General features: G+C 47.4%; 25 protein-coding genes and 4 tRNA genes. 19 read left to right on the plus strand and 10 right to left on the minus strand.

What is annotated here, in order from left to right; all coding sequences use genetic code 11:
* Nucleotides 1–220 precede the first annotated feature (220 nt).
* The 10 genes from clpX to LEUMU_RS0103175 all read left to right on the plus strand — a co-directional run bounded on the left by clpX (nt 221) and on the right by LEUMU_RS0103175 (nt 8,997).
* Complete coding sequence (gene clpX, locus LEUMU_RS0103130; protein WP_022950819.1) at nt 221–1,507, plus strand: ATP-dependent Clp protease ATP-binding subunit ClpX; 1,287 nt, start codon at nt 221–223, stop codon at nt 1,505–1,507.
* Nucleotides 1,508–1,663: 156 nt separating this feature from the next.
* Nucleotides 1,664–4,069, plus strand: a complete 2,406-nt coding sequence (gene lon, locus LEUMU_RS0103135) for an endopeptidase La (RefSeq protein WP_084708181.1) — start codon at nt 1,664–1,666, stop codon at nt 4,067–4,069.
* A gap of 231 nt (nt 4,070–4,300) precedes the next feature.
* Nucleotides 4,301–4,573 (plus strand): HU family DNA-binding protein, encoded by a 273-nt coding sequence (locus LEUMU_RS0103140; protein ID WP_022950821.1) that lies wholly within the window; start codon nt 4,301–4,303, stop codon nt 4,571–4,573.
* Nucleotides 4,574–4,589: 16 nt separating this feature from the next.
* Nucleotides 4,590–4,665: transfer RNA gene (locus LEUMU_RS0103145), tRNA-Val, on the plus strand.
* A 14-nt stretch (nt 4,666–4,679) separates the two neighbouring features.
* Nucleotides 4,680–4,756 (plus strand) — tRNA-Asp (locus tag LEUMU_RS0103150).
* A gap of 87 nt (nt 4,757–4,843) precedes the next feature.
* A tRNA-Val gene (locus tag LEUMU_RS0103155) sits at nt 4,844–4,919 on the plus strand.
* A gap of 1 nt (nt 4,920) precedes the next feature.
* A tRNA-Asp gene (locus LEUMU_RS0103160) sits at nt 4,921–4,997 on the plus strand.
* 150 nt (nt 4,998–5,147) lie between these two features.
* Nucleotides 5,148–7,043 (plus strand): SurA N-terminal domain-containing protein, encoded by a 1,896-nt coding sequence (locus LEUMU_RS0103165; RefSeq protein ID WP_022950822.1) that lies wholly within the window; start codon nt 5,148–5,150, stop codon nt 7,041–7,043.
* Between the two features lie 77 nt (nt 7,044–7,120).
* A complete protein-coding gene (gene mtaB, locus LEUMU_RS0103170; protein WP_022950823.1) occupies nt 7,121–8,407 on the plus strand; it encodes a tRNA (N(6)-L-threonylcarbamoyladenosine(37)-C(2))-methylthiotransferase MtaB in 1,287 nt (428 codons plus the stop codon).
* On the plus strand, nt 8,404–8,997 hold the full coding sequence (locus LEUMU_RS0103175) for a hypothetical protein (protein WP_022950824.1): 594 nt from the start codon (nt 8,404–8,406) through the stop codon (nt 8,995–8,997). Before mtaB ends, LEUMU_RS0103175 begins: the two co-directional genes overlap by 4 nt.
* Here LEUMU_RS0103175 and LEUMU_RS24400 read toward each other — a convergent pair.
* Nucleotides 8,978–9,592 (minus strand): 5-formyltetrahydrofolate cyclo-ligase, encoded by a 615-nt coding sequence (locus tag LEUMU_RS24400; protein ID WP_022950825.1) that lies wholly within the window; start codon nt 9,590–9,592, stop codon nt 8,978–8,980. The genes LEUMU_RS0103175 and LEUMU_RS24400 overlap by 20 nt on opposite strands.
* Nucleotides 9,593–9,744: 152 nt before the next feature.
* Nucleotides 9,745–11,391: a transglycosylase SLT domain-containing protein gene (locus tag LEUMU_RS27740; RefSeq protein WP_022950826.1), complete on the minus strand. Its 1,647-nt coding sequence runs from the start codon at nt 11,389–11,391 to the stop codon at nt 9,745–9,747.
* 230 nt (nt 11,392–11,621) lie between these two features.
* Here LEUMU_RS27740 and LEUMU_RS24410 point away from each other — a divergent pair, with 230 nt between their 5' ends.
* The 3 genes from LEUMU_RS24410 (at nt 11,622) to dnaQ (ending at nt 13,620) form a co-directional block, all read left to right on the plus strand.
* The gene (locus tag LEUMU_RS24410; RefSeq protein WP_022950827.1) at nt 11,622–12,362 is read left to right on the plus strand and encodes a class I SAM-dependent methyltransferase; all 741 of its coding nucleotides are present in this window, start codon (nt 11,622–11,624) and stop codon (nt 12,360–12,362) included.
* A 14-nt stretch (nt 12,363–12,376) separates the two neighbouring features.
* A complete protein-coding gene (gene rnhA, locus LEUMU_RS0103195; RefSeq protein WP_022950828.1) occupies nt 12,377–12,829 on the plus strand; it encodes a ribonuclease HI in 453 nt (150 codons plus the stop codon).
* Nucleotides 12,830–12,909: 80 nt separating this feature from the next.
* Nucleotides 12,910–13,620: a DNA polymerase III subunit epsilon gene (dnaQ, locus tag LEUMU_RS0103200; protein WP_022950829.1), complete on the plus strand. Its 711-nt coding sequence runs from the start codon at nt 12,910–12,912 to the stop codon at nt 13,618–13,620.
* On the opposite strand, the gene LEUMU_RS27745 is transcribed toward dnaQ, so the two are convergent.
* Nucleotides 13,617–14,381, minus strand: coding sequence for a phosphatase PAP2 family protein (locus LEUMU_RS27745; RefSeq protein WP_022950830.1), 765 nt, complete (start codon nt 14,379–14,381; stop codon nt 13,617–13,619). The genes dnaQ and LEUMU_RS27745 overlap by 4 nt on opposite strands.
* Complete coding sequence (locus tag LEUMU_RS0103210; RefSeq protein ID WP_022950831.1) at nt 14,381–14,764, minus strand: DUF423 domain-containing protein; 384 nt, start codon at nt 14,762–14,764, stop codon at nt 14,381–14,383. Before LEUMU_RS0103210 ends, LEUMU_RS27745 begins: the two co-directional genes overlap by 1 nt.
* Nucleotides 14,765–14,775: 11 nt before the next feature.
* Here LEUMU_RS0103210 and LEUMU_RS0103215 point away from each other — a divergent pair, with 11 nt between their 5' ends.
* Nucleotides 14,776–15,327 carry a hypothetical protein gene (locus LEUMU_RS0103215; RefSeq protein ID WP_022950832.1) on the plus strand — a complete coding sequence of 184 codons (552 nt, stop codon included), beginning with the start codon at nt 14,776–14,778 and terminating at the stop codon, nt 15,325–15,327.
* Here LEUMU_RS0103215 and LEUMU_RS24420 read toward each other — a convergent pair.
* Genes LEUMU_RS24420 through LEUMU_RS0103230 form a run of 3 tightly spaced genes read right to left on the minus strand, consistent with a single transcriptional unit; the run spans nt 15,294 to nt 17,542 of the window.
* Complete coding sequence (locus tag LEUMU_RS24420; protein ID WP_022950833.1) at nt 15,294–16,103, minus strand: class I SAM-dependent methyltransferase; 810 nt, start codon at nt 16,101–16,103, stop codon at nt 15,294–15,296. The two genes, LEUMU_RS0103215 and LEUMU_RS24420, sit on opposite strands and share 34 nt — an antisense overlap.
* Nucleotides 16,103–16,321, minus strand: coding sequence for a SlyX family protein (locus LEUMU_RS24425; protein ID WP_022950834.1), 219 nt, complete (start codon nt 16,319–16,321; stop codon nt 16,103–16,105). The genes LEUMU_RS24420 and LEUMU_RS24425 overlap by 1 nt, the downstream gene beginning before the upstream one ends.
* Complete coding sequence (locus tag LEUMU_RS0103230) at nt 16,322–17,542, minus strand: argininosuccinate synthase (protein ID WP_022950835.1); 1,221 nt, start codon at nt 17,540–17,542, stop codon at nt 16,322–16,324.
* Between the two features lie 64 nt (nt 17,543–17,606).
* On the opposite strand from LEUMU_RS0103230, the gene murB reads away from it, so the two are divergent.
* The 4 genes from murB (at nt 17,607) to uxuA (ending at nt 21,599) form a co-directional block, all read left to right on the plus strand.
* On the plus strand, nt 17,607–18,626 hold the full coding sequence (murB, locus tag LEUMU_RS0103235; RefSeq protein ID WP_026744445.1) for a UDP-N-acetylmuramate dehydrogenase: 1,020 nt from the start codon (nt 17,607–17,609) through the stop codon (nt 18,624–18,626).
* 69 nt (nt 18,627–18,695) lie between these two features.
* Nucleotides 18,696–19,436, plus strand: coding sequence for a FadR/GntR family transcriptional regulator (locus LEUMU_RS0103240; protein ID WP_022950837.1), 741 nt, complete (start codon nt 18,696–18,698; stop codon nt 19,434–19,436).
* Between the two features lie 49 nt (nt 19,437–19,485).
* A complete protein-coding gene (locus tag LEUMU_RS0103245; RefSeq protein ID WP_022950838.1) occupies nt 19,486–20,394 on the plus strand; it encodes a sugar kinase in 909 nt (302 codons plus the stop codon).
* Nucleotides 20,395–20,426: 32 nt separating this feature from the next.
* Nucleotides 20,427–21,599: a mannonate dehydratase gene (uxuA, locus tag LEUMU_RS0103250; RefSeq protein WP_022950839.1), complete on the plus strand. Its 1,173-nt coding sequence runs from the start codon at nt 20,427–20,429 to the stop codon at nt 21,597–21,599.
* On the opposite strand, the gene LEUMU_RS0103255 is transcribed toward uxuA, so the two are convergent.
* Nucleotides 21,571–22,137, minus strand: a complete 567-nt coding sequence (locus LEUMU_RS0103255) for a gluconokinase (RefSeq protein ID WP_022950840.1) — start codon at nt 22,135–22,137, stop codon at nt 21,571–21,573. The genes uxuA and LEUMU_RS0103255 overlap by 29 nt on opposite strands.
* 29 nt (nt 22,138–22,166) lie before the next feature.
* Nucleotides 22,167–22,880: a FadR/GntR family transcriptional regulator gene (locus LEUMU_RS0103260; RefSeq protein ID WP_022950841.1), complete on the minus strand. Its 714-nt coding sequence runs from the start codon at nt 22,878–22,880 to the stop codon at nt 22,167–22,169.
* Nucleotides 22,881–23,215: 335 nt separating this feature from the next.
* On the opposite strand from LEUMU_RS0103260, the gene LEUMU_RS0103265 reads away from it, so the two are divergent.
* Nucleotides 23,216–23,962, plus strand: coding sequence for an SDR family NAD(P)-dependent oxidoreductase (locus LEUMU_RS0103265; RefSeq protein ID WP_022950842.1), 747 nt, complete (start codon nt 23,216–23,218; stop codon nt 23,960–23,962).
* A gap of 108 nt (nt 23,963–24,070) precedes the next feature.
* Here the strand turns inward: LEUMU_RS0103265 and LEUMU_RS0103270 are convergent, their stop codons facing one another.
* Nucleotides 24,071–24,451: an HIT family protein gene (locus LEUMU_RS0103270; RefSeq protein WP_022950843.1), complete on the minus strand. Its 381-nt coding sequence runs from the start codon at nt 24,449–24,451 to the stop codon at nt 24,071–24,073.
* Nucleotides 24,452–24,471 lie beyond the last annotated feature (20 nt).

A 24,471-nucleotide genomic window follows, 5' to 3' on the forward strand; every position in this document is an offset into this window, starting at 1 on the left:
ATGTAATAATTGAAAGTGCTGGGTTAAATAGAGGCAGTTTAAACCCTTGTAACCTTGTATTTAGTTGATTCCGTATCCATATAGGAAGTATATTCATAAATGAAGCATCGAAAGGGCATTGGTATTAAGCTTCCATTTGCCATTAATGTGCTTTGATTGAGCAGCTAATAGAGATTCATATGCTGTCTCTTCGATAAAAGAAAATGAGGAATTCTCTGGAATGAGTAAAGACAAAAAAGACGATCAGGATAATGGGAAACTGCTGTATTGCTCGTTTTGTGGCAAGAGTCAGCATGAAGTTAGAAAACTGATCGCCGGGCCGTCTGTTTTTGTTTGTGATGAGTGTGTTGATTTATGTAACGACATCATCCGTGAAGAAATGCAGGAAAAAGACGATGGCGAGCAGGAAAAACTGCCGACGCCGCGTGAAATTAATAAATTCCTCGATGATTATGTCATTGGACAGGATGCTGCCAAAAAAGTACTGTCGGTCGCGGTGTATAACCACTATAAGCGTCTACAGCACACTGGCGGTAAAGATGGCGTTGAGCTATCGAAAAGTAATATTTTGTTGGTTGGGCCTACCGGTAGCGGTAAGACTTTACTGGCTGAGACATTGGCGCGCATGTTGAATGTGCCGTTTACGATGGCAGATGCTACCACGCTAACTGAAGCGGGTTATGTGGGTGAGGATGTTGAAAACATCATTCAGAAGCTGCTGCAGAAATGCGACTACGATGTAGAGAAGGCCGAGACTGGTATTGTTTACATCGATGAGATCGACAAGATTTCCCGTAAATCAGACAATCCATCGATTACTCGTGATGTGTCTGGTGAAGGTGTACAGCAAGCCCTGCTGAAATTGATCGAAGGTACGGTTGCATCGGTTCCGCCGCAAGGTGGACGTAAGCACCCGCAGCAGGAGTTTTTGCAGGTTGATACCAAAAATATTCTGTTTATCTGTGGTGGTGCATTCTCCGGATTGGATAAAGTCATTCTGGATCGTACAGAGAAAGGCAGTATCGGTTTCTCGGCAAAAGTTAAAGAAGCAGATGGTAAAAAGTCATTTGGTGACGTGATTCAGGCGATTGAAGCAGAAGATTTGGTTCGTTACGGACTGATTCCTGAGTTTGTTGGACGTTTACCGGTTATCGCAACGCTGCTTGAGCTTGATGAAGAGTCATTAGTACGTATTCTGACTGAGCCTAAAAATGCACTGACCAAGCAGTATAAAAAGCTGTTTGATATGGAAGGCAGCGAGCTGGACTTCCGTGATGATGCATTGCACGCGATTGCTCGTAAGGCAATGGAGCGTAAGACTGGTGCTCGTGGATTGCGTAGTATCATGGAACGTATTCTGTTGGAGACAATGTATGACTTGCCTTCAGAAGAGGATGTAACCAAAGTGGTTGTGGATGAGTCGGTTGTCTCGGGGGAGACGAAGCCTTATCTGATTTATGAAAGCCAGGACGCCGAGCCTGAGCGCAGAGTTTCTTCTGCAGATTAATCTGATCCAAATCAAGCCCCGCGCGTCCTGCTCGGGGCTTTTTTATAAGAATAAAAATCCCCTGTCAGTTGAGATTGATGTCTCCTATCCCAATATCCATTAAATGCCCGTCAGGTATGCATTTAGGCAAAAGAGGTTTATATGGCAAGAGCAAAAATGATAAAGAACGTTCCCGTCCTCACACTGCGCGATGTCGTTGTGTATCCACACATGGTTATTCCGTTATTCGTTGGCCGGGAAAAATCGATCCTTGCCCTCGATGAGGCAATGGAAAGTGATAAACAAGTATTGCTAGTTGCCCAACGCAGTGCTGAGGTTGATGACCCAAGCGCCAAAGATATTTACGAAGTCGGTACTTTAGCGACCATCCTTCAATTACTGAAGCTGCCGGATGGCACGTTAAAAGTTTTAGTAGAAGGTGGCGATCGCGCGCTGATTAAGAAAGTGAATGCGGATGACAAGCATTTCACTGCAGACATCGCTGTAATTCCAGTGGATGAAGACTTCGACGAGCGTAAAGTCGAACTGCTATCTCGCATGCTACTTAATCTGTTTGATAAGTACGTCAAACTCAATAAGAAGATTCCACCTGAGATTCTATCTTCGCTAAGTGGTATTGATGAGCCTGCGCGTTTGGCTGATACCGTTGCCGCACATCTGGGCTTGAAAGTTGCAGCCAAGCAAGAAATTCTGGAAACAATCGAAGTTAAAGCACGCTTAGAGCAGCTCATTGAGCTGGTTGAAGGCGAAATTGACTTGTTACAGGTTGAAAAGCGTATCCGTGGTCGCGTTAAGCAGCAGATGGAGCGTAGCCAGCGCGAGTACTATTTGAATGAGCAGATGAAGGCCATTCAAAAAGAACTGGGCGATTTGGACGATGCACCGAATGAAAATGAAGAGCTAACCAATAAGATTCATAAGGCCGGAATGCCTAAAGAAGCGTTGGATAAGACGCTCAATGAAATGAATAAGCTGAAGATGATGTCTCCGATGTCAGCGGAAGCAACGGTTGTCCGTAATTATATCGACTGGATGGTTGGTCTGCCGTGGAAGAAAAAGTCACGGATTGTGTCTGACTTGAGCAAAGCGCAGGAAACTTTAGATATTGATCATTATGGTCTGGAAAAAGTTAAAGAGCGTATCGTTGAATATTTAGCGGTTCAGCAGCGTGTTAAGAAACTGAAAGGTCCGATTATGTGCTTGGTAGGGCCTCCAGGTGTGGGTAAAACTTCACTGGGTCGTTCGATTGCTAAAGCAACAGGCCGTAAATATACCCGCATGGCATTAGGTGGTGTACGTGATGAAGCGGAGATCCGTGGTCATCGCCGTACTTACATCGGTGCACTGCCGGGTAAGATTGTACAGAACCTGACGCGTGTTGGTACCCGAAACCCATTATTCTTGTTAGATGAAATCGACAAGATGGCAATGGATTTCCGTGGTGACCCCGCTTCAGCGATGTTGGAAGTGCTTGATCCTGAGCAAAACCACACCTTTGCGGATCATTATCTGGAAGTGGACTTCGATTTATCTGATGTCATGTTTGTTGCGACCTCAAACAGTATGAATATTCCGGGTCCATTATTGGATCGGATGGAAGTTATTCGTATTCCGGGTTACACCGAAGATGAAAAACTGAATATTGCGCGCAATTATTTAGTGCCTAAGCAAATTAAAGTGAATGGCCTTGAGAAGGGTGAGTTGACGATTAGCGATGCAGCACTGATGGCAATGATTCGTCATTACACGCGTGAAGCGGGTGTGCGTAACCTTGAGCGTGAGATTTCTAAGGTGTGCCGTAAGGTTGTTCGTGAGCATTTGCTGGAGAAAAAAGACAAAACATCGTTGAGTCAGCGAAATATTGAAAAATATTTGGGTGTTCAGCGCTTTGATTTTGGCCGGGCAGATAAAGAAAACCAGATCGGGCAGGTCACTGGACTGGCTTGGACATCGGTTGGTGGTGAGTTATTGACTATCGAAAGTGTGAAATTACCAGGTACTGGCAACATAAAAAGTACCGGAAGTTTGGGTAAGGTCATGCAAGAGTCGATTCAGGCAGCTGAAACGGTAGTGAAGAGCAGGGCGCGTATCTTGGGAATTACACAAAAATTCATCAAGTCGCACAATGTTCATATTCACGTGCCAGAAGGTGCGACACCAAAAGATGGCCCTAGTGCGGGTGTGGGTATGGTTACGGCGATTGTTTCGTCAATGACTAAGATACCGGTTCGTGCAGAAGTAGCAATGACGGGTGAAATTACTTTACGTGGTGAAGTATTGCCGATTGGTGGTTTGAAAGAGAAGCTACTGGCAGCACATCGCGGAGGGATTACCACTGTCATTATTCCTAAAGAGAATGAAAAAGACCTGGCCGATGTTCCTGAGAACGTCACCAAGGGACTCACGATCAAACCGGTTAAATGGATTGATGAAGTGCTTGAGATTGCGCTTGAGAGTGTTCCTAAGTCCATCTCTATGGAAGAGTATGAAGAGGCTTCTGATGAGAAGTTGGAGCAAAAATCCTCTGAGGCTGATGCCGATGAGGAGATTCGCGCTCACTAATGCATAGGCTAATTCTACTTGGTTTTGGGCAGTAAAAACCTGTAGGACAGCGTGAGAGTGGCTAATTTACTGTAGTCACGCTTCGCTGTCCTAAATTTTGTTGAACAATTACTGAGTGGCTGGTATAACTGTGCGGCGTACTTCGGCACGTCTCTTGAGGTAAGGGGATTGGGGCTGGTATATATGAAATGGGTACAACCATCATCACACCATTTAAAAGGATAACAATCTATGAATAAGACAGATTTAGTTGCAGCGATGGCGGAAGCTTCCGGTCTGAGTCGTGCAGATGCGGACAAGGCTTACCAGGCATTCGTTGAGACTGTAACAGCTGCCCTAAATAAAGATGACACTGTGACTCTGATTGGCTTCGGAACCTTCACTGTGCGCGAGCGTGCAGCACGTACTGGCCGTAATCCACGTACTGGCGAAGAGATCCAAATTAAAGCTTCAAAAAATCCTGTATTTAAAGCTGGTAAAGCTTTAAAAGATGCAGTAAACTAGCGCGCTTTCTACTGGAGGGTGATTAGCTCAGTTGGTAGAGCGCTGCCCTTACAAGGCAGATGTCGGGAGTTCAAGTCTCTCATCACCCACCAATTTTTTAGAGTATGGAGCGGTAGTTCAGCTGGTTAGAATGCTTGCCTGTCACGCAGGAGGTCGCGGGTTCGAGTCCCGTCCGCTCCGCCACTTTGAAAGATTTTAGTAGTAGAAAAAAAGTTTAAAAAAACCTTGCAGTATCGAGTGAAACGTATATACTACGCCAACTCAAACCAAGGGTGATTAGCTCAGTTGGTAGAGCGCTGCCCTTACAAGGCAGATGTCGGGAGTTCAAGTCTCTCATCACCCACCACGGAGCGGTAGTTCAGCTGGTTAGAATGCTTGCCTGTCACGCAGGAGGTCGCGGGTTCGAGTCCCGTCCGCTCCGCCATATATAGAAAGAAAAGGATACCTAGTGTGTCCTTTTTTTTCGTCTGCAGTTTGTGCAATGCCTAGCACACAGATTGTTTTTATTGGTATGGCTTCGCTCAATCGGGTATCATCCCCTTCGATAAAAACATTAACGAATAATAGAGATATCATGCTTCAAACAATCAATGATAAAGCGAAGGGATGGGTTGCATACGCAATCGTTATATTCATCAGTATACCGTTCATGCTATTTGGTATTGGCTCCTATCTGGATGGCAATGAGAAGGTCGTTGCTGCGACTGTTAACGGTGAAGATATAGAGATCGCATCGGTTACCACTGCAGCACTGCAGCAGAAGCAACGCCTGACCTCTATTTACGGCTCTCTGCCTCCACAGCTTGATGATAAAACTATCAAAGAGCAGGTGTTGAATGACTTAGTAAACCGTGAGCTGTTAAAGCAATCGGTAGAAGAGTACGGCTACCGCGCCAGCAGCCAGGAAGTTGCTGATATGATTCGTGGCATGCCAAGCTTTCAAAAAGATGGCCAGTTTGACGAGACGACTTACCAGCAATTGCTACAAGCGAATCGCTTGAGTCCTACACTGTTTGAACAGCAGACTCGCGATGACCTTACGTTGCAGCAAATGACTTCTTCAATTGCCGATACAAGCTTTGTACCAAAGCAGCAAGCTGAGCTTTACCAGTCACTGCTTAATCAAGAGCGTAGCGGTAAGGTTTATAGTCTACGAGTAGAGAATTACACGGACCAGGTCACGCCTGATGCAGACAAAGTAAAAGCATTTTACGAAAGCAACCCAGCCTTATTTGAAAGCGCTGAGCGTGTAAAACTGCGTTACTTATTGGTTGATCGCGCTCAGTTAGCTTCTAACTTAGAAGTTGATGATGAGAAGCTGGCAGCTTATTTCGAAGAGAATGCTAATCTTTACCGTCAAGCAGAGCAGCGTAAGATTTCACACATTTTGATTCGTACTGCGGCTGAAGATGATGCAGCGGCTAAAGCACGCGCTGAAGAGCTTCATGCACGTATCATTTCTGGAGAAAAGACGTTTGAAGAGCTTGCTACAACCGACTCTGATGACACGATCGCTGCTGAAAAAGCAGGTGATATGGGGTTCATGCAGCTTAATCAAATGTCTGCTGCTCAGGCAACGGCTGCCGCAGCACTGAAGGTCGGTGAAGTATCTGAGCCTGTGTTAACGGATGCTGGTTACGAAATCATTAAGTTGTTTGATGTGAAGGAAGAAGTTATTCCTGAGTATGAGGCAGTAAAAGCAAAAGTTGATGCGGATTACCGTAACTCACAAGCAGAAAAAGTATTTATTGATCATGTTGAGAAGCTGCAAACATTGAGCTTTGAGAACGACAGCAGTCTAGAGCCAGCGGCAGATGCGCTGGGTGCAGAAGTGACTACTTCTGAGTGGATTACTCGCAGTGGTGGTGCAGGTCTTGGTCAGCAAGCTGCTGTTCGTGAAGCCGCTTTCTCTGATGATGTGATGAACAATCGTCGTAACTCTTCACTGATTGAAATTAGCCCAACTGAAGCAGTTGTGGTCCGTCTTGAAGTTCATGAAGATGCGTCGGTGAAGCCATTTGCTGAAGTTGAGAAGCAAGCGACTGATGCGTATATCGATTCAGAGTCTCGCAAGTTAACTCGTGAAAGTGGTGAAGCACTGTTGGCTGAGCTACAAAAGACGGCTGATTGGAGTGCGTTAGAAGGTATTGCTGAATTAAATCCAGCAGATATCGAAACTTTCGAGCAGCTTAAGCGTAATGATCGCAAGCTATCTCCACAAGTCGTGTCTGAAATATTCAAGCTAAGCCCAGCCGATGCTGAGGGTAAAGTAAGCTTTGCCAGCACCATTTTGCCGAATGGCGATTTTTCTCTGATTGGTTTAGATAAAGTCGTTGATGGCGATACTGAAGTCAGTAACGGCGGCTTAAATAGCTTTAAAGAAGAGTTATCTCGTCGTGAGCAAGATGCTTTGATTAAGGCGATGCGTGAGCAGGCTGAAGTTATTGTGAATGACTCCGCTCTCGAATAAGTTTTAACCGTTATCTATCGGGCCTCTTTGGTGTTAATCCACCACAGGGGCCTTTTTGTATTAAGCAGGAACGTATTATGAAAGTGCATTTGAAAGCCTTGGGCTGTCGTCTTAATGAAGCAGAATTGGAGCAATGGTCACATGCATTTCGTGCTGAAGGGCACTCGATGGTTACCGATCATCAGGATGCTGATGTGGTTGTCGTTAATACCTGTGCAGTTACTGCTGATGCTGGAAAAAAATCGCGCAAACTGATGAATCGCTTATACCGCGAAAATCCGGAATCAAAGCTAGTAGTCAGTGGCTGCTATGCGACTTTGGAAGCGGATAAGGTTGCAGATCATTTGGGTGTTGACTTGGTAGTGCCAAACCCTCAGAAAGATCAGCTGCCGCAAATGGTTATGGACAAATTTGAAGCCAATACCATGCCATTAATTGCGATGGAGCCTGGTGAAAGTAATTTATTTCAACGTGGTCGCCAGCGTGCTTTCATTAAAATTCAGGATGGCTGTCGTTATCGTTGTACTTTTTGCATCGTTACCGTGGCTCGTGGTGATGAGCGTAGTCGTACAATTGCGGATATTTTGGATGAAGTTCAGCGATTGCAGACTCAAGGTATTAATGAGATCGTACTGACCGGTGTGCATGTTGGTGGTTACGGCAGTGATTTAGATACTTCTTTGTTTGATTTGGTTAAAGCCATTTTGAGTGAGACTGATATTCAACGCATTCGTTTTGCATCGGTTGAGCCTTGGGATTTACCCGATGAGTTTTTTGGCTTGTTTGAAGACCCACGCTTGATGCCACATATGCACCTTCCATTACAAAGTGGTTCTGATACTGTTTTACGACGCATGTCACGCCGCTGTAAGACTGACTCATTCCGCCATTTGGTAGAGCAAGCTCGCCAAAGTGTTCCAGGTTTTAATGTCACTAGCGACATCATTGTAGGCTTCCCCGGCGAAACTGAAGCTGAGTGGCAGCAAACTATGGAATATGTGGAATCCGTTGGTTTTGGTCATTTGCATATTTTCTCTTATTCGCCGCGAGAAGGCACCAAAGCTTCACGTCTACCTAATCCGGTTGATGAGTTAATTAAGAAAGAGCGTAGTCTAGAAATGCACGCGTTGGCTGAGCGTCTTAAACAGGATTTCGCCATGCAGCATGTCGGTCAGACAGTTCCAGTGTTATGGGAGCGTCAAAAGTTGCAGGGTACGACGGCGATCTACGCAGGCTACACGCCTAACTTTATGAAAGTTGAAACTTCTGTCACTAACGCGGTCTTACTAGAGAACCGCATCGTTAATACTCAATTGATTGGGTATGACGAGCAAAACCAAACGCTGACAGGTAAGGTAGGATGAAAATAAAGAACTGGGGATGGATATTAGCAAGCTTGCTGTTTGCGGCTGTGCTGAGTGGCTGTAATAGCAAGGAACAAACCCCGGAAGCTGTTGCTGGTGAGTTCTGGCAAGCAGTAATCGATCAGGATATGGAGAAAGCCAAGTCTTTAGCCAGCTGGGATACGGTGGATTACCTCAAATATATTCGGTCAGGGCAATTAAAGCCTGAGCGCTATGAGTTGGGTGAGGTAATGAAGGGCGAGAAAAGTGCCTCGATTGATACTTTCTTATATTCTCAAAAGCTGGGTCAAACCAGCGTTAAGATCCCCGGTAAAACAGTTCTGATTAGTACCGAGCATGGTTGGCGGGTCGATCTTGCCGAGACTATCGGTAGTACGGTACAAGAAACCATGGGAACTGTTTTCGATCAGCTGAATAATCTGATGCAGCAAGGTATTCAAGGTTTAGATAAGCAATTATCCGAATCTCTCAATGAAGTAGAGAAAGCCTTACAGCAAGGCGCAGAAGAGCTACGTAATGAACTCTCCAAGCCACCGTTTAATACTCAGCCATCACAACCCGCCATTCCACCTAATAGCCAGCGGATTTAATTCGCAAGAAGCTGCTTTGTGTCGCAATCGCCTCAGCCGGGACATCCCATGGCTGGGGCGTTTGTGTTTCTATCATTTGGAAGTCATAAGCAAATGCGATGAGCTGGGGCAGTTGCGGTGCATTGTCTTGATGTTTGAATGCAAAAGTTCGATCGTAATAGCCACCACCCATACCGATGCGATTTCCTAATGGATCAATCGCTACTAATGGCATGATCACAGCATCCAGCTTTGTAGCATCTTCCAATATTTCCGTCTGGCTTAAATCCGGCTCCAAAATCCCAAAGCGATTAATGATCATGGCTGAATCAGGTTTGTAGGCCGCAAACGTCAGTTTCGCCTGTTTATCTTCCGGTAAAATAGGCACATAAAAAGTTCTATCGGGATGGTTTTTCGCTAGCTGAGCTTGCAGGGTAGTGGGGTCTGCTTCGCCACGGATCGGCAGGTAAAAAGCAATATGCTGCGCTGATTCCAGACAACCGCTATCCAAAATATTTTGGCAAATCTGTGCTGAGAAACTCGTTTGGTCTTCAACACTTAAGGCAGCCCGCTGCGCACAGACCTGGTGACGAATACGTTGCTGATTTTCCTGCATAGTGATCACTCCGATAAGCTAAGACGCTAGGTTCAAAGTGTGATAATGCGATAGCTGTTTTGCAGATTCCAACAATAAAAACGACCCCATACCAGAGCTGCTGGCAGGGGTCGTATTATTCAAGCATAAGCCTTGAGATTAGCGACTAATTATCAGATCACTTTCAGACGTGCGCCAGCATTGATGCGGCTTGAGCGTAGGCCATTCAAACGCTTCAACTTGTTTACTGTCATACCGTGGCGCATGGCAATCTTATAGATCGTCTCGCCGCGCTTAACCCGATAAGTTCTCGCCTTACTGCGCTTTTTGCTATAACGCTTAGTGCGTTTCTTGCTAGCTTTTGCAACACGAGTTCGTGAAATACTCACTGGTCTTTCAGCAGGCAATTGATGAATAACGTGCGCTAAACGACCCGCTTGGTTGCGAGGCAATAAAATCCGCTTACTAACCCGTGGTGTGGTAACACCTTTCAGGAAGTTAGGGTTTAAGTCAGTCAGGGTATCGGCCTGAAGACCCGCATGCATCGCTGCTTTACGCAGATTTACTGGCTTGTTGACGTGAATCTCGACCAGTTTCGGCATGTTTGGTGTTTTGTTCAAACGGAAACCATAAGACGCAGGGCGAGCAATGATCTCTTTATAGGCCAACAAACGTGGGACATATTCACGAGTCTCGCGTGGTAGCTTGATGCTCCAGTAGTCCGTTTTGCGGCCACGAGCACGATTGTATTTAATGGCGCGTGAAACTCGACCTTCACCGGCATTGTAAGCCGCGAGTGCCAGGAACCAATCACCATTAAATTGGCGGTGCAATTTCTGTAAATAATCCAAAGCAGCACGGGTCGACTCTAGCGTATCCATCCGACCATCAAAGCCTTTGTTTTGCTTAAGTCCGTACATGCGACCTGTTGACGGAATAAACTGCCACATTCCGGCAGCACCGGCGTGAGAGTAAGCCGTATTTACATAGGCGCTTTCTACAAATGGCAATAAAGCCAGTTCAGTTGGCATGCCGCGACGTTTTAATTCAGTCACTACAATGTGCAGATAGCCCGTTGCGCGGTTGGCAATACGCTGCAAACGCTCAGGCTTCTGGCCATAAACGCGTGCAAAATGTTGTACTACGCGGCGATTTCCATGGTTGCCCATGCCGTAACCATTTTTAACGTGGTCCCACATGTCTTCACCAGGTACATCGAACATGTTCGAGCTTGCAACTTGTGGTTGGTTTTTACTTGGCGCTGCGCGTGCAGGAGTCGGGCGCTGAACTTGTTTTGGAGCTGGGGCTTGATAAGCCTGTTGAACCGGATCTGGTGCCATGCCTGCTAATTGCAGCAATACTTGACGGTAAGCCGGATCATCTAAAATTGACTGATTACTCGCAACCCGATAAGTTTGTGGCTGCGCTTTTTTAGGTGCACGATATACTTTACGCGCTGCTTGTGGGGCAGGGTAGCTAAGCGTTTTTGGTCGTGCTGCAGGACGGGCTTGAGGGCGTGCTGCTGGCTGGTTTAATAAAACCTGTGCCGCATAAAGCAGGTCAACATCACCGTTTGATTGCTGATAGGCCGGATGATTATGAGTCGCAGCCTGTGGCTGTGGTGCATAGCTAGTCTGCGGAGCTCGTGAGCGGGTCGCACTTAAGTAGGCAACCTTCTCATGAACAATTGTTGGAGAGCTGGCGGAGGCTTGATCAGGAATAGCTTTGATTCTGCTGGAACCGATACTGCTGCATCCTGTAATCGCGGACATCGAAAGTGCCGCCGCAATCGCGAGCGAGAGATTTCTTGGCTTTCCCATATTTTTTACCCTTTTCATTCGACCAGCAAAGCCTGAATGAATTATTGTTGTTTTTAGCGGTTTGTTCTTGTGGAGCGTGTCATTGCATTATATTTCAAGCAGACTTAGCATAGCCTGAACAAGGCAAGTAATTGTTTAGCCAAACTTTAATAAGCATGGGATGCTGAACATTCACTATTATACACCGTCAGTTTGCGGTAGCATTCTATCTATATAGAGAGAGGTTGATCATGCAAATTCACGACTCTAATCTGCAAATTTGCCAGAAATGGTATAAAACACTGGCCGGCCAACAGGCTCTAGCTCAGTTGGATACCTTGTGCCAAACGTATATGGAAGATGTCTACGGCTACTATGCGGTGGAAATCGGTGCACTGAGTGGGCATACCAACTTTCTGCGACATAGCCGTATCGCGTTTAATGCAACGCTGGGTGAAGACAAACTCGTCAACGACATCATTGCCACTCCGGAGAATATACCGTTAACACCTGATGATATTGATTTGGTATTGGCGACACACGTTCTGGAGACTTGCCAAGACCCGCATAAAGTCCTGCGAGAAATTGATCGTATTCTAAATCCGCATGGCGAGGTGATTATGATTGGTTTTAATCCATGGTCATTGATGCGTTCGGCTGGGGCTTTAAAAAACACGGTTGATCTGCCGGGGCCTGCACGTGTACGTGACTGGTTCTCTTTACTGGGTTTTGAAGTCAAAGATATGCAATACCTTGGCTTTCGTCCGGGCCTTCAAAGTGAAAAACTGTACCGGCGCCTGTCTTGGTTAGAGCCTCTTGGAAAGCTGGCTTGGCCATTATTTAGTAATCTGTATGTGATTCATGCCAAGAAGCAAGTGATTGCAAGACGACCTTATAAAAAGGTTTGGCAGTCGCCAATCTTGCTCACGGGTGGTAAAGTTGCGCTCAATCGCACCGCTCAGCGCGTGCGTAGAGAAAACTATTCCGGCTAAGTAAAAAATTCATTATGACAGATAAAAAAACAGTAGAACTGTTTACGGATGGCGGCTGCCGTGGCAACCCGGGTCCTGGCGGTTGGGGCACCTTATTGCGCTTCGGTAACCATGAAAAAGAGCTTTATGGCTATGAAGCGGAAACAACGAACAACCGCATGGAGTTGATGGCTGCAATTTGTGGTTTAGAGACTTTGTCTGAGCCGTGCAAAGTCACGTTAACCACCGACTCTCAATATGTACGGCAAGGCATTACCAATTGGATTAAAGGCTGGAAAGCAAAAAACTGGAAAACGGCCGCCAATAAACCCGTTAAAAATAAAGACCTTTGGCAGCGTTTAGATGCGGCTAGCGCAATGCACGATATCGAATGGTGCTGGGTGAAAGGGCATAGCGGCCACGCTGAAAACGAACGCGTTGATGAGCTGGCTAATCTGGCCATGGATAAAAAAGCCGGCAGCGAATAGTCAGGTAATCCTTAAACACCTGGCAACAAAATACTTAAAGCAGCCATCATCGGCTGCTGAACTTTCTCAGGAAATACACTGTGCGACAAATTGTACTGGATACTGAAACCACGGGTCTTGAGACGCGTGATGGTCACCGCATCATCGAGATCGGTTGTGTTGAGATGATCGACCGCAAAATGACCGGCAACAACTATCACCAATACTTACAGCCCGATCGCCTGATCGACGAAGAAGCCTTGGCAGTCCACGGGATTACACCCGAATTTTTGTCTGATAAGCCGCGTTTTAACGAAGTGGCCAGAGACTTTCTGGAATACATTCAGGGCGCAGAGCTAATCATTCACAATGCGCCGTTTGATATTGGATTCTTAAATTACGAGCTAAGTTTACTGGGGCCGGACTGGGGCAATATTGAGTCTCGTTGCAAAATTACCGACTCGCTGGTGATGGCGCGTGAAATGTATCCGGGGCAGCGTAACTCACTGGATGCCTTATGTAAGCGTTTGGATATCAATAACTCGCATCGTGAGCTTCACGGCGCACTGCTTGACTCCGAGATTTTGGGTGATGTGTATCTGGGAATGACCGGTGGACAGGTCACCATGACACTGGAAACCAGTAATACTCGCAAGAATACCGAAGAGGAAGATGAGGGCGGCGAAGCCGGTATCCTCAGTGCTGCCTCTCTGAAACTGCGAGTAGTTCGTGCGAATGACGATGAGCTTGCCGCGCATAATGCACGGATGGAAGCCATTGAAAAAGCCGCCGGCAAGCCCGTCTGGCACTAGTTCTTATTTAGATGAATGAGTTCGGTGAGTTTGCGTACGCTGTAAGCAATCACAAATAAAGCGGCGGCGGTATTTAACCACTGTGCATCAGGGTACGGGGTTTTAGCTATCACGGCGTAAATTCCGATAAACAACGTCAAACCATAAAGTGCCATCTGAGTTTTATCGGGAATGATTGCGGGCAGGTAAGTGCAAATTTTCACTGCCGCCCAGCCACCAAACCAGCCTAGTACCGCACCAAAGGCCACATCCGCTGGCCAGTGTGCACCAACGGCAATGCGACTTAGCGCAATGAGTGTCGCTACGACAAACACCAACACGCTTAGATTCCGATGCTGATACCAAGCGCTAATCAAGCCTGCCATTAAAAATACCGTCAAGGTATGGCCAGATGGAAAACTAAAACTTGTCAGAGCAGGGCCAATCTTATTAAACGCCGCTGAAACTAAAACCGCTTCAGGCCGTGGTACTGCAAAAGCATTTTTCAGGCCGTAGTTCAACGCCATGCCAATCAATATCGCAATGAATAAGGCGCGAAGAAAGGTAGGGTGTCGATAGAACAAACTAAAGGTAATCAGTGGCGCAATCAACGGGTCTGATAGTGAAGTAACCACCTGCCAAAAGCTTGCAGGCAGACTGGCAAAGGCGCTGTTCAATGCTAAGAACAGACTTTCATTAAACCCACCCAGCAAAAAAATAAATACAGCATCAATCAAAATAAAGCTGACAATCAATGGGAATTTTGGTGATCTTGTCATCATTAGGCGTGCTTCCAGGCGGCGATAAACAGTAAGACCCAAGCGACGATGAAAAATACACCTCCGATCGGCGTGAACATAACGACCCATTTCGTGCCGCTCAGTACATAGATATACAAGCTGCCGGAAAACAGCAAGATACCCGCAATCATACTGCGGCCACTCCACTGTAATAAGCGAGAAGCTAAACCTTGTTTTGCTAACAGGAATACTAAGATTAAACCCAGTGCATGATAGAATTGATAACGTACCGCGGTTTCGAATCGGTCCAGCATGCGCAGGTCGGTGATGACTTTTTCCAAACCATGCGCTGCAAAGGCACCGAGTAGCACGCCAAGCGCTGCTAAAGCCGCTCCTATCAGCAGAAACTTTTTATATTCAGGCACTGTGATCCCTCATGACCGATAAACGATTATTGTACCGCGTGATACTCAAAGTGCTCACGGCAATTGGCATTATTGCACTCCTATTTGTGTTTTTAAACGCGACCTTCAATAGCCGGGATGCGGTGTTTGCCCCGCCACCACCGCCAGAAACGGTGGAGTTAATGCTGGAAGATACGCTATATGGCAGTATCGTGCCGATTGGTTGGGATAATCAGCGGGTCAGAGTGTTAAAGCGTGACCCTTCTCAGCAGGCCAGCTTACTGAAATTAACTGAACAAGCCCCTGTCTTAAGTAATGATAATGCCTTTGGAAATCAAGCTGCAGCGCTTGATGCGCACCCATGGCGCTCGCTAGATGTCAGTTACTTTGTGTATTTTGATCAGGGGGATTCGGCGCGTTGCCCACTTTACTACAATGGGCAAGGCTACAAGGATACGTGTACCAGCAACCGCTTTGATCAAACAGGGCGCTCACTAAGCGACGGTATTGCGCCAATCTTAATACCGCCTCATTATTTCAAAGCGAAAGATCAGCTAGTGATTGGGCGCTGGGCTGCGAAGTGACGGCAACCTAAATACACATCGTAACGAATGGCCTTGCCGCGAATATCGAAATCCGGCTTGCGCTCATTTAAGGTTGGCGCGCGTAACGGGCGCTTGACCACAATGCGTTCGGTGGCTCGCTGCAGTGCAATGGCTAATAGCTCGCCACTGTCAGGGTCTTCACCTACCACTTCATGAAAGAAGCGCATTTCCTTTTTGACTTGCGCTTGCTTATCGCGCTCCGGAAACATAGGGTCGAGATAAATCAGTTGCGGATAATCTTCTGGCTCCAGCGCTTCCAAGTAATCAACAGAAGCTGATTGCACTAAGCGCATTCGAGCTGAAATCGCTTGTACATCTGTATCACCAGAGGCATCGGCGCGAGCTAGCGCATCGCTTAATAGCAACTGCACAACCGGATTGCGTTCCAGCAAAGTGACATGACAGCCCAGTGTCGCCATGACAAAGGCATCGCTGCCTAAGCCAGCGGTGGCATCAATCACGGTGGCATTCGGGAATTTTTGTAAGCCTAAAGCCTTAGACATATCCTGACCTTTGCCGCCGCCATACAGGCGTCGGTGTCGGGTTTTGCCTTCCACAAAGTCAGCAAAGATGGCTTTAGTATTGGGTTCGCGAGGATTATAAAGCTCCAGCCGGCCAGGGCTTTGATGCAGGACAAACTGCGCATCGGGCTGGGCGTCAAACAGCGGGCAGCGCAATAAGCGCGCCCGTTGTTCAATCTCGCTGGCAGGGCAGTCAGGGTGACCGCTAACTGCCAGAGTGACCGGAATCGACATCAGTAATGTGGTGGCGGCGTTTCTTCTTGCTCGCTCGCCATATCGCCGCCACTGGTGTTGGTCAGTTTGGTTTCAAGCCGTGATAGCTTTACCTGCATCTGCTCAAGCACCAGCCGCTGCTGATGTACAATTCGGCTCAGCGTTTCCACTACGTCATCCTGCTGTGTTAGCAGGATTTCGAGGTTAGTTAGCCGGTTTTCGTGGTCATTACTCATCATTTATTTCGACTTGCGACCTGCACCAATACGTAAACGCAGCGCATTCAACTTAATGAAACCTTCTGCATCCGCTTGGTTGTAAGAGCCTTCGTCATCTTCAAAGGTGGCGATCTTCTCATCAAACAAGCTATCGGTTTCAGAAGCACGGCCAACAGCGCTAACGCTACCTTTGTACAACTTCAGGCGAACCTTACCATTCACGTGCTCTTGTGATGCATCGATCATTTTCTGCATCATTTCACGCTCAGGGCTCCACCAGTAGCCGTTGTAAATCATCTCGGCATACTTTGGCATCAGGCTATCTTTCAGATGAGCGACTTCGCGGTCCAGAGTCAGTGACTCAATGGCGCGATGTGCTTTCATCATAATGGTGCCGCCCGGTGTTTCGTAACAGCCGCGAGACTTCATGCCCACGTAGCGGTTTTCAACGATATCCAAGCGACCAACGCCGTTATCACCACCGATTTTGTTCAGTGTTTCCAGCATAGTTGCCGGAGACAGACGCTCACCATCCAATGCAACCGGGTCGCCGTTCTCGTAAGTCAGCTCGATGTAAGTCGGTACATCCGGAGCGTTCTCAGGAGAGACTGACCAGCGCCACATTTCATCTTCCGCTTCTGCCCAAGGGTCTTCCAGAATGCCGCCTTCATAAGAAATGTGCAGCAAGTTAGCATCCATTGAATAAGGAGACTTAGTCTTGGCCTTTTGGTAATCAATCGGAATGTTGTGCTCTTTTGCGTAGTTCATTAACGACTCACGCGAGCTCAAATCCCACTCACGCCATGGCGCAATCACTTGTACGCCAGGCTTCAGTGCATAAGCACCCAGCTCAAAACGAACCTGATCATTACCTTTACCGGTCGCACCGTGAGAAATCGCATCGGCACCCGTCTCATTCGCAATCTCAATCAGGCGCTTAGCAATCAATGGACGCGCAATTGACGTACCGAGTAAGTATTCACCTTCGTAAATCGCATTAGCGCGGAACATTGGGAATACGTAATCGCGGACAAACTCTTCACGTAAGTCTTCGATGTAAATTTCTTTAATGCCCATCGCCTGTGCTTTAGCGCGGGCTGGCTCAACTTCTTCACCTTGTCCGATATCCGCAGTGAAGGTCACAACTTCACAGGAATAGGTCTCAGAAAGCCATTTGGCAATAATGGAGGTATCCAGTCCGCCGGAATAGGCGAGTACAACTTTGTTTACAGCGTGTGACATATTTATGGGGCCTGAAAGGTTCAAAAGAGGGATATTATACCCCGATTTCTGTAAAATGCGCGCCATGCAAATACAAGAAAATTACGCGTTAACCGCACATAACAGTTTTGGCGTGGCCTGCGTGGCTCGTTACTTCACTGAACTTCGTGATTCTAAGGATTGCGATGCATTAGTCCTATGGCGCACACAAACGCCGGAAACCCCGTTATTACTCATCGGCGGCGGCAGTAATATGCTGTTTCAGGATGATTTTAAGGGGCTTGCCGTGGCGGTACAGCTGCTAGGGCGTCAATGCATTCGTGAAGATGATGAAGCCTTCTATGTACAAGCTTCTGGCGGTGAAAACTGGCATGAGTTTGTGCGTTGGACGATTGATCAGGGTTATGCCGGTTTGGAAAACTTATCGCTGATTCCGGGTACGGTGGGCGCTGCGCCCATGCAAAACATCGGAGCCTATGGCGTTGAACTAGCGGATCGCTTTCATTGTTTACAAGCACTTGACCTACATACGGGTGAGCGCCGAGAGTTTAATCAGGTCGATTGCCAGTTTGGCTACCGCGATAGCTTTTTCAAAAGCCAGCAGCCAGACCGCTGGCTAATTGAGTCGGTGACCTTCCGTTTAGCCAGGCAGCCGCAATGGGTAATTGCCTACGCCGGCGTTGAGGATGTATTAAAGGGCCAAACGCTAACCTCACGGGGTATTAGTGATGCGATTATTGCCTTGCGCCAAAGTAAATTGCCAGACCCCGCTGTGATCGGTAATGCCGGCAGTTTCTTTAAAAACCCAATCATCTCCGTAGAACAGTGGGATGAGTTAAAAGCGGAATACCCCAATTTACCGGGCTATGCCATCGCTAATAATGATTTAGAAAAGAAAACCTCTGCCGCTTGGTTGATCGAGCAATGCAATTGGAAGGGTTATCGTTTGGATGATGCGGGTGTTTATGAGAAGCATGCACTGGTGTTGGTGAATCATGGGTCTGCAAGCGGTAACGAGCTATGGGCGCTGGCGCAGCAGATTATTAGCTCGGTTGAAGCGAAGTTTAGAATTACGCTGGAAGCGGAGCCGCGAGTCATTGTATAGAATTGATTTACAAATTATTAACAAATTACTATACTAATGGCTCAGCACTGTTAGATACACAAGGAGCGAATGAAATCATCGGACACTAAATTACCGCAGAGCGACTCGCTGCTGCTCAGGGATACCACGTTGGCAGACCGTGTGTATGAACAGCTATTGTCTATGATTGTGCAGGGAGAAATCGGCGTGGGCGAAAAGCTTCCGACCGAACACGCACTCAGTGAACGCATGAATGTGTCGAGGCCGATACTGCGTCAGGCATTAAAACAATTACGTGCGGATGATGTGATCGTCTCCCGCCAAGGCTCCGGCTCTTTTGTAAAGCGACGTCCCGATGAGGAAGTGCTCGACTTTGCGCCGGTTGGCTCGATTGCCGATATTCAACGGACTTTTGAGTTTCGCGCGGCTATCGAAGGCGAGGCGGCCTACCTTGCGGCCAAGCGCAGTGCGGATGCTGATATCGGACAAATGCGCGCGGCCTTAGCGGAACTGGATCGCTGCATTAAAGAAAACGAATTGGGCGTGGATGCCGACGAAGTGTTTCATGCGGCCATTTGCCGGGCCTCGGATAATCATTATTTCGCCTCTGCTCGCAGCTCGATGAAATCCAATATCCTGACGGGTATGAATCTGACGCGTAATTTGTCATTGATGAAGCCGCGCGTGCGCTTGGAAACGGTTCAGCAGGAACACCGTGAAATTTTAAATGCCATTGAAGCAGGTGATGCGGTTGCAGCACGTGCGGCAATGCGTCGACATATTGAAAATGCCCGAACTCGGGTATTTGAAGGTGCTGGCTCGTCTGACTAAGTCAACGTTGCACCATTAATAAAGTCTCCAACGTTTGAGGACGTTAACTATGAAGTCATTACTGGGTATTGGCGAGTGCATGATTGAGCTTTCATCTGAGAGTGATAACTTGTGGCGTGAAGGGTTTGCAGGCGATGTATTTAACTCGCTGTGGTATGCCAAAGCACTGGCGACGCCAGATACAAAAATCAGCTTTTTCAGCGCAGTTGGCGATGATCCAACCTCCGACAAAATGTTGAGCTTTATACAAGCCGCTGGCGTTGATGTGGATTCGGTCACACGCATTGCCGGTGCAGTGCCTGGCTTATACAAAATTCATCTGGATGGCGGCGAGCGTAGCTTTAGTTACTGGCGCGATGCTTCAGCGGCCAGAAGAATGCTGCAAAACCCACAAGCTTTATGGGATGCGGTTAGCCAAGCAGACATTGTCTATTTATCCGGAATCACCATGGCAATTTTGCCAGATGCGGATGCCGAGTTGTTAATTAGCAATCTACGCTCAGCCTTAAAGCCGGGTGCGATGGTTGTGTTTGATCAGAACTTGCGTCCGCGTCTTTGGAAAACGGAAGATCGGATGCGCGACATCATTACACGCACTTCGGCAATTTCCGATATCGTGCTACCAAGCTTTGAAGATGAGCAAATTTTCTTTGGCGATGACACTCCGGAAGATACGGCACAGCGTTATCTGGCGCTGGGCGTGAATGAAGTCATCGTTAAAAATGGTGGTGAGCCAACACTTTGGGCACAAGGTAATGAGCGCCGTAGTTTTGCCGTTAACCCAGTCGATGGCGTGGTAGATACCACTGCAGCCGGTGACTCCTTTAATGGTGCCTACTTAGCCGAGTTATTACGTTCGGGTGATATCGAAAAAGCCATCAAAGCAGGGCAGTCCTGTGCGGCCATTGTCATTTGCAATAAAGGTGCCTTGGTACCATTTAGCGTTGTACAGGCGTAAGCTAACTCTTAATTCAAGCGGGACATTATATTATGAAACAAACATGGCGTTGGTTCGGGGCAAATGATCCTATTACCCTGAAGAGTATTCGACAGGCAGGCGCACAGGGTATTGTGAGCGCACTGCATGGCTATGCACCGGGAAGAGTTTGGGCTAAGGAAGATATCCAGCAGCAGAAGCAGGCGATCGAAGCAGCCGGCTTAACGTGGGATGTGTGTGAATCCATCTGGATGAGCGATGAGATCAAACTGAAAGGCGCAGCGGCGCATGAGGAAGTGGCGGCCTGGAAAGAAACACTGGCTAACCTGGGTGAAGCAGGTGTTAAAACAGTGTGTTACAACTTTATGCCCGTGGTGGATTGGACGCGTACAGACCTGAATTATGCGTTGGATGGCCAAGGCATCGCGCTGCGTTTTGATATGGTCGACTTTGTTGCATACGATGTATTCGTGTTAAAGCGCGCCAATGCCGCTGATGATTACGATGCAGAGATGGTTGCGTCAGCTAAGCAGCGTTTGACTGAGAAAACACCAGAAGCCATTGCGCTGCTGGAAAAGAATATTATTGCCGGATTACCGGGCGGTGCAGAGAGCTATGGTAGCGAGCCAATTGCTAACCGTATTGCCAAGTTTGACGACATTAGTAATGACGATATGCGCGATAATTTAGTGTCGTTCTTAAATGAAGTGACGCCAACGGCTGAGCAGTACGGCATGACTTTGGCCATCCATCCGGATGATCCACCGTTCCCACTGTTTGGTTTACCACGCATTGTGTCTACCGAAGCGGACTTGGATTATTTGTTTGATGCAGTCAAAAGCCCTGCCAATGGTTTAACCTTCTGTGTGGGTTCGTTTGGTTCGCGTCAGGATAATGATTTGGTGAATATGGCACGTAAATACGCCGACCGTATTTACTTCACGCACTTAAGAAATGTGAGCCGTGCAACCGATGGTTCATTTTATGAATCAGAGCACTTGAATGGCGACATCAATATGATCGCCTTGATTCAGGTGTTATTGGAAGCTGAAAAAGAAGCATCAGATGGCCGCAAGCGCGCTGAAATATTCATGCGTCCTGATCACGGTCACTTGCTGGACTTTGAAGAAAATGTTCGTTCTAACCCCGGCTATTCGTATTTAGGTCGCCTAAAGGGAATGGCAGAGCTGCGAGGCGTTATTCAAACGCTTGAAGCGCTGCATTAATTCGCTGCATGATTTGCTGGGGTGTGCCGTCAATGTCGATGGCGCAACTCAGCTCATCGGCATCCGGACGTTCGAGTGTCGCAAACTGCGAATCCAGCAAACTTCCCGGCATAAAATGGCCTTGGCGGGCATTAATGCGCTGCTGTAGTAAGGTCTTGCTACCATCCAAAAAGATAAATAGCACCGGCTCTTTAGCCGATTCAGTGATTAATTCCCGATATTGCTTGCGCAAGGCCGAACAAGCGCCGACATAGCGACCTTGCTCCGCAGCTAGCTTTTCCCCAAATAGCCGCAACCACGGATACCTGTCTTCATCGGTGAGTGGCTCGCCACGGCTCATTTTCCCGATATTCTGAGCGCTGTGATAATCATCCGCATCCATAAATGAAGCAGTTAATGATTGAGCCAGAGCATTGGCAATGGTGGATTTTCCACAGGCGGAGACGCCCATCACCACCATTAAGCGGGGCAATCGGGCCAATGTTTCACTCGATAGTGGCGCTGCTGCGGTGTCGGGCGTAGACAAGATTTCAGACATGATCAATAAAGCCGTATTGCGTTAAACCATTAAGTATCGCGCTGATGATTCATCAAGCGAGTGCGGGCACTTTGAATGTGATAACGCATGGCAAGGTCTGCCGCCGTTACATCACCCAATGAAATTGCATCATAAATGGTTCGATGCTCTTCCTGAACCTTTTTTACGCGCTCACGTGAGCCGCCTTTGGTAATATTGAGCGCGACGCGCATACCGGAGCGCATGGCAGTGTGCAGTGTGCCTAAGATCGACATGTAAAAGTCATTGCCAGTCGCGGTGGCAATCGCCATGTGAAAGTCGAAGTCTGCTTTATCCGCGATCTCGCCATTATTCATAGCATCTTCCATCGCGACCAATGCTGCTTCAATGGCTTGTAAATCCTCTTCCGTAGCACGCTGAGCGGCTAGTGCGGCTGCGGCACCTTCCAGTGGTAAGCGCGCTTCAAAGCAGCGCAGTAAACCCGGAATATCAGAAGGGGCGGTAAACTTGATCAAACCCTCTGGCGGGCGAGCTTTTACAAACGAGCCAGCCCCTTGGCGTGAATAAATTAAGCCATCGGCTTGTAAGCGCAGTAAGGCTTCACGAATGACAGGGCGGGATACTTGAAAGGCGCGTGAAATTTCGTTTTCAGAGGGCAATTTAAAGCCTTCTTTTAACTCACCGGAAACAATTTTTTCCAGCAATTGCCCGTAGAGTTGATCTGAGAGTTTTTCGCGTTTATTGATTTGAAAATTTAAATCCATTGCGTCATCCGGGCATAAGGTTTGTCGGGGTAATGAGAATGATATCAAACTGAATCGGGCGTATGCCGATTGATTGTGCGACGGATGAGAATGCAGGAGGCACTAAAGGTGGGTACGGTATTGGTCACTTGATTTCCTTCCTCTGAGAAACGGTTGCGTAAGTGTTTCTGAAAACGTAAGTTAGCCGTAGTCAACTTGTAATACAAGATTACATAAATAGTTTGACCTGTCAAAAGATATTAACTATTGTAATGGCCGAACACAGGAGGGAGCGGATACACGCCTGTCATTGTGACGTTATAGCCAGAAATCATTATTACACTTAGGAGTTAGGCATGAATTTTTCAGGAAAAACAGCAATCGTTACCGGTGGCGGACGTGACATTGGACGCGCTTGTGTAATGCGTTTGGCACAGGCTGGCGCTAATGTCGTAATCAACTACCACAGCAGCAGCGCAGGCGCTGACTCAGCGGTAGAAGAGATTGTGGCCGCAGGTGGTAAAGCCGTTGCAGTGCAAGGCGACATGACCAACCCAGAAGACGTAAGCGCACTGGTATCAAAAGCATTAGAGACTTTCGGCAGCATCGATACATTGATCCACGTAACCGGTGGTTTGGTGGCGCGTAAAACCACTGCTGAAAGCACGTTAGAGCATTGGAATACGGTAATGTCTCTGAACCTAACGTCATTGTATATGATGGTTCAGGCGTGTTTGCCACACATGGGTGAGGGTAGCTCCATTGTGACTTTTGCATCGCAAGCCGGTCGCGATGGTGGTGGTCCGGGCGCTACAGCTTATGCTGCGTCTAAAGGTGCAGTAATGACTTATACCCGTGGTTTGGCGAAAGAGCTTGGCCCTAAAATCCGTGTTAACTCTTTGTGCCCAGGCATGATCGACACTGATTTCCATAACACATTCACGAAAGATGAAGTCCGTGCACACGTTGCCAGCATTACACCATTAAAGCGTGAAGGGACTCCGGAAGATGTTGCCAATCTAGCGGTTTACTTGGCATCTGACGAAGCGGCCTTTATCACAGGAACTAACGTTGATATCAATGGTGGTTTGCTGTTCTCGTAAGACTGTTTTAATAAAGCACTGAGCATAGAGTACAAGCTTATCAATTGATGGCTGTGTGCTTTCAGTGCTCAAAAAGAAGCCCCGTTTCTCGGGGCTTCTTTCGTTTCATCATTTGTTGAGCGTGTCTTCAATTTTTGGCAGTAAGCCTTCTAAAAACATGCTCATTTCCGGAAATTCTAATTCCGCTTCACGCTGCTTAGCACCCCACATTGGTTCAGGGTAGTAGCTGTCTTCTGCAAAGCGTGCCATCACATGCCAATGCACCTGCGGTTTGTAATTACCAAAGGAGGCAATATTGATTTTCTCCGGTTTGAAATACGCCAACATTTCTCGCTCAATTAAGCCCAGTAACTGCCAAATCTGCTGTCGGGTAGTGTCATCACATTCGGTAAACTCTTTACAGCTTTGCTGCGAATAGATCTTCAACCACGGAATTTCACTGCTGTGGACTTTGATATAAATATGGTCGTTCGAGTAAATAACAGACATGAGATTCTCATTGCGCTTTA

It is taken from the genome of Leucothrix mucor DSM 2157 (assembly GCF_000419525.1).
GTDB classification, from domain to species: domain Bacteria; phylum Pseudomonadota; class Gammaproteobacteria; order Thiotrichales; family Thiotrichaceae; genus Leucothrix; species Leucothrix mucor.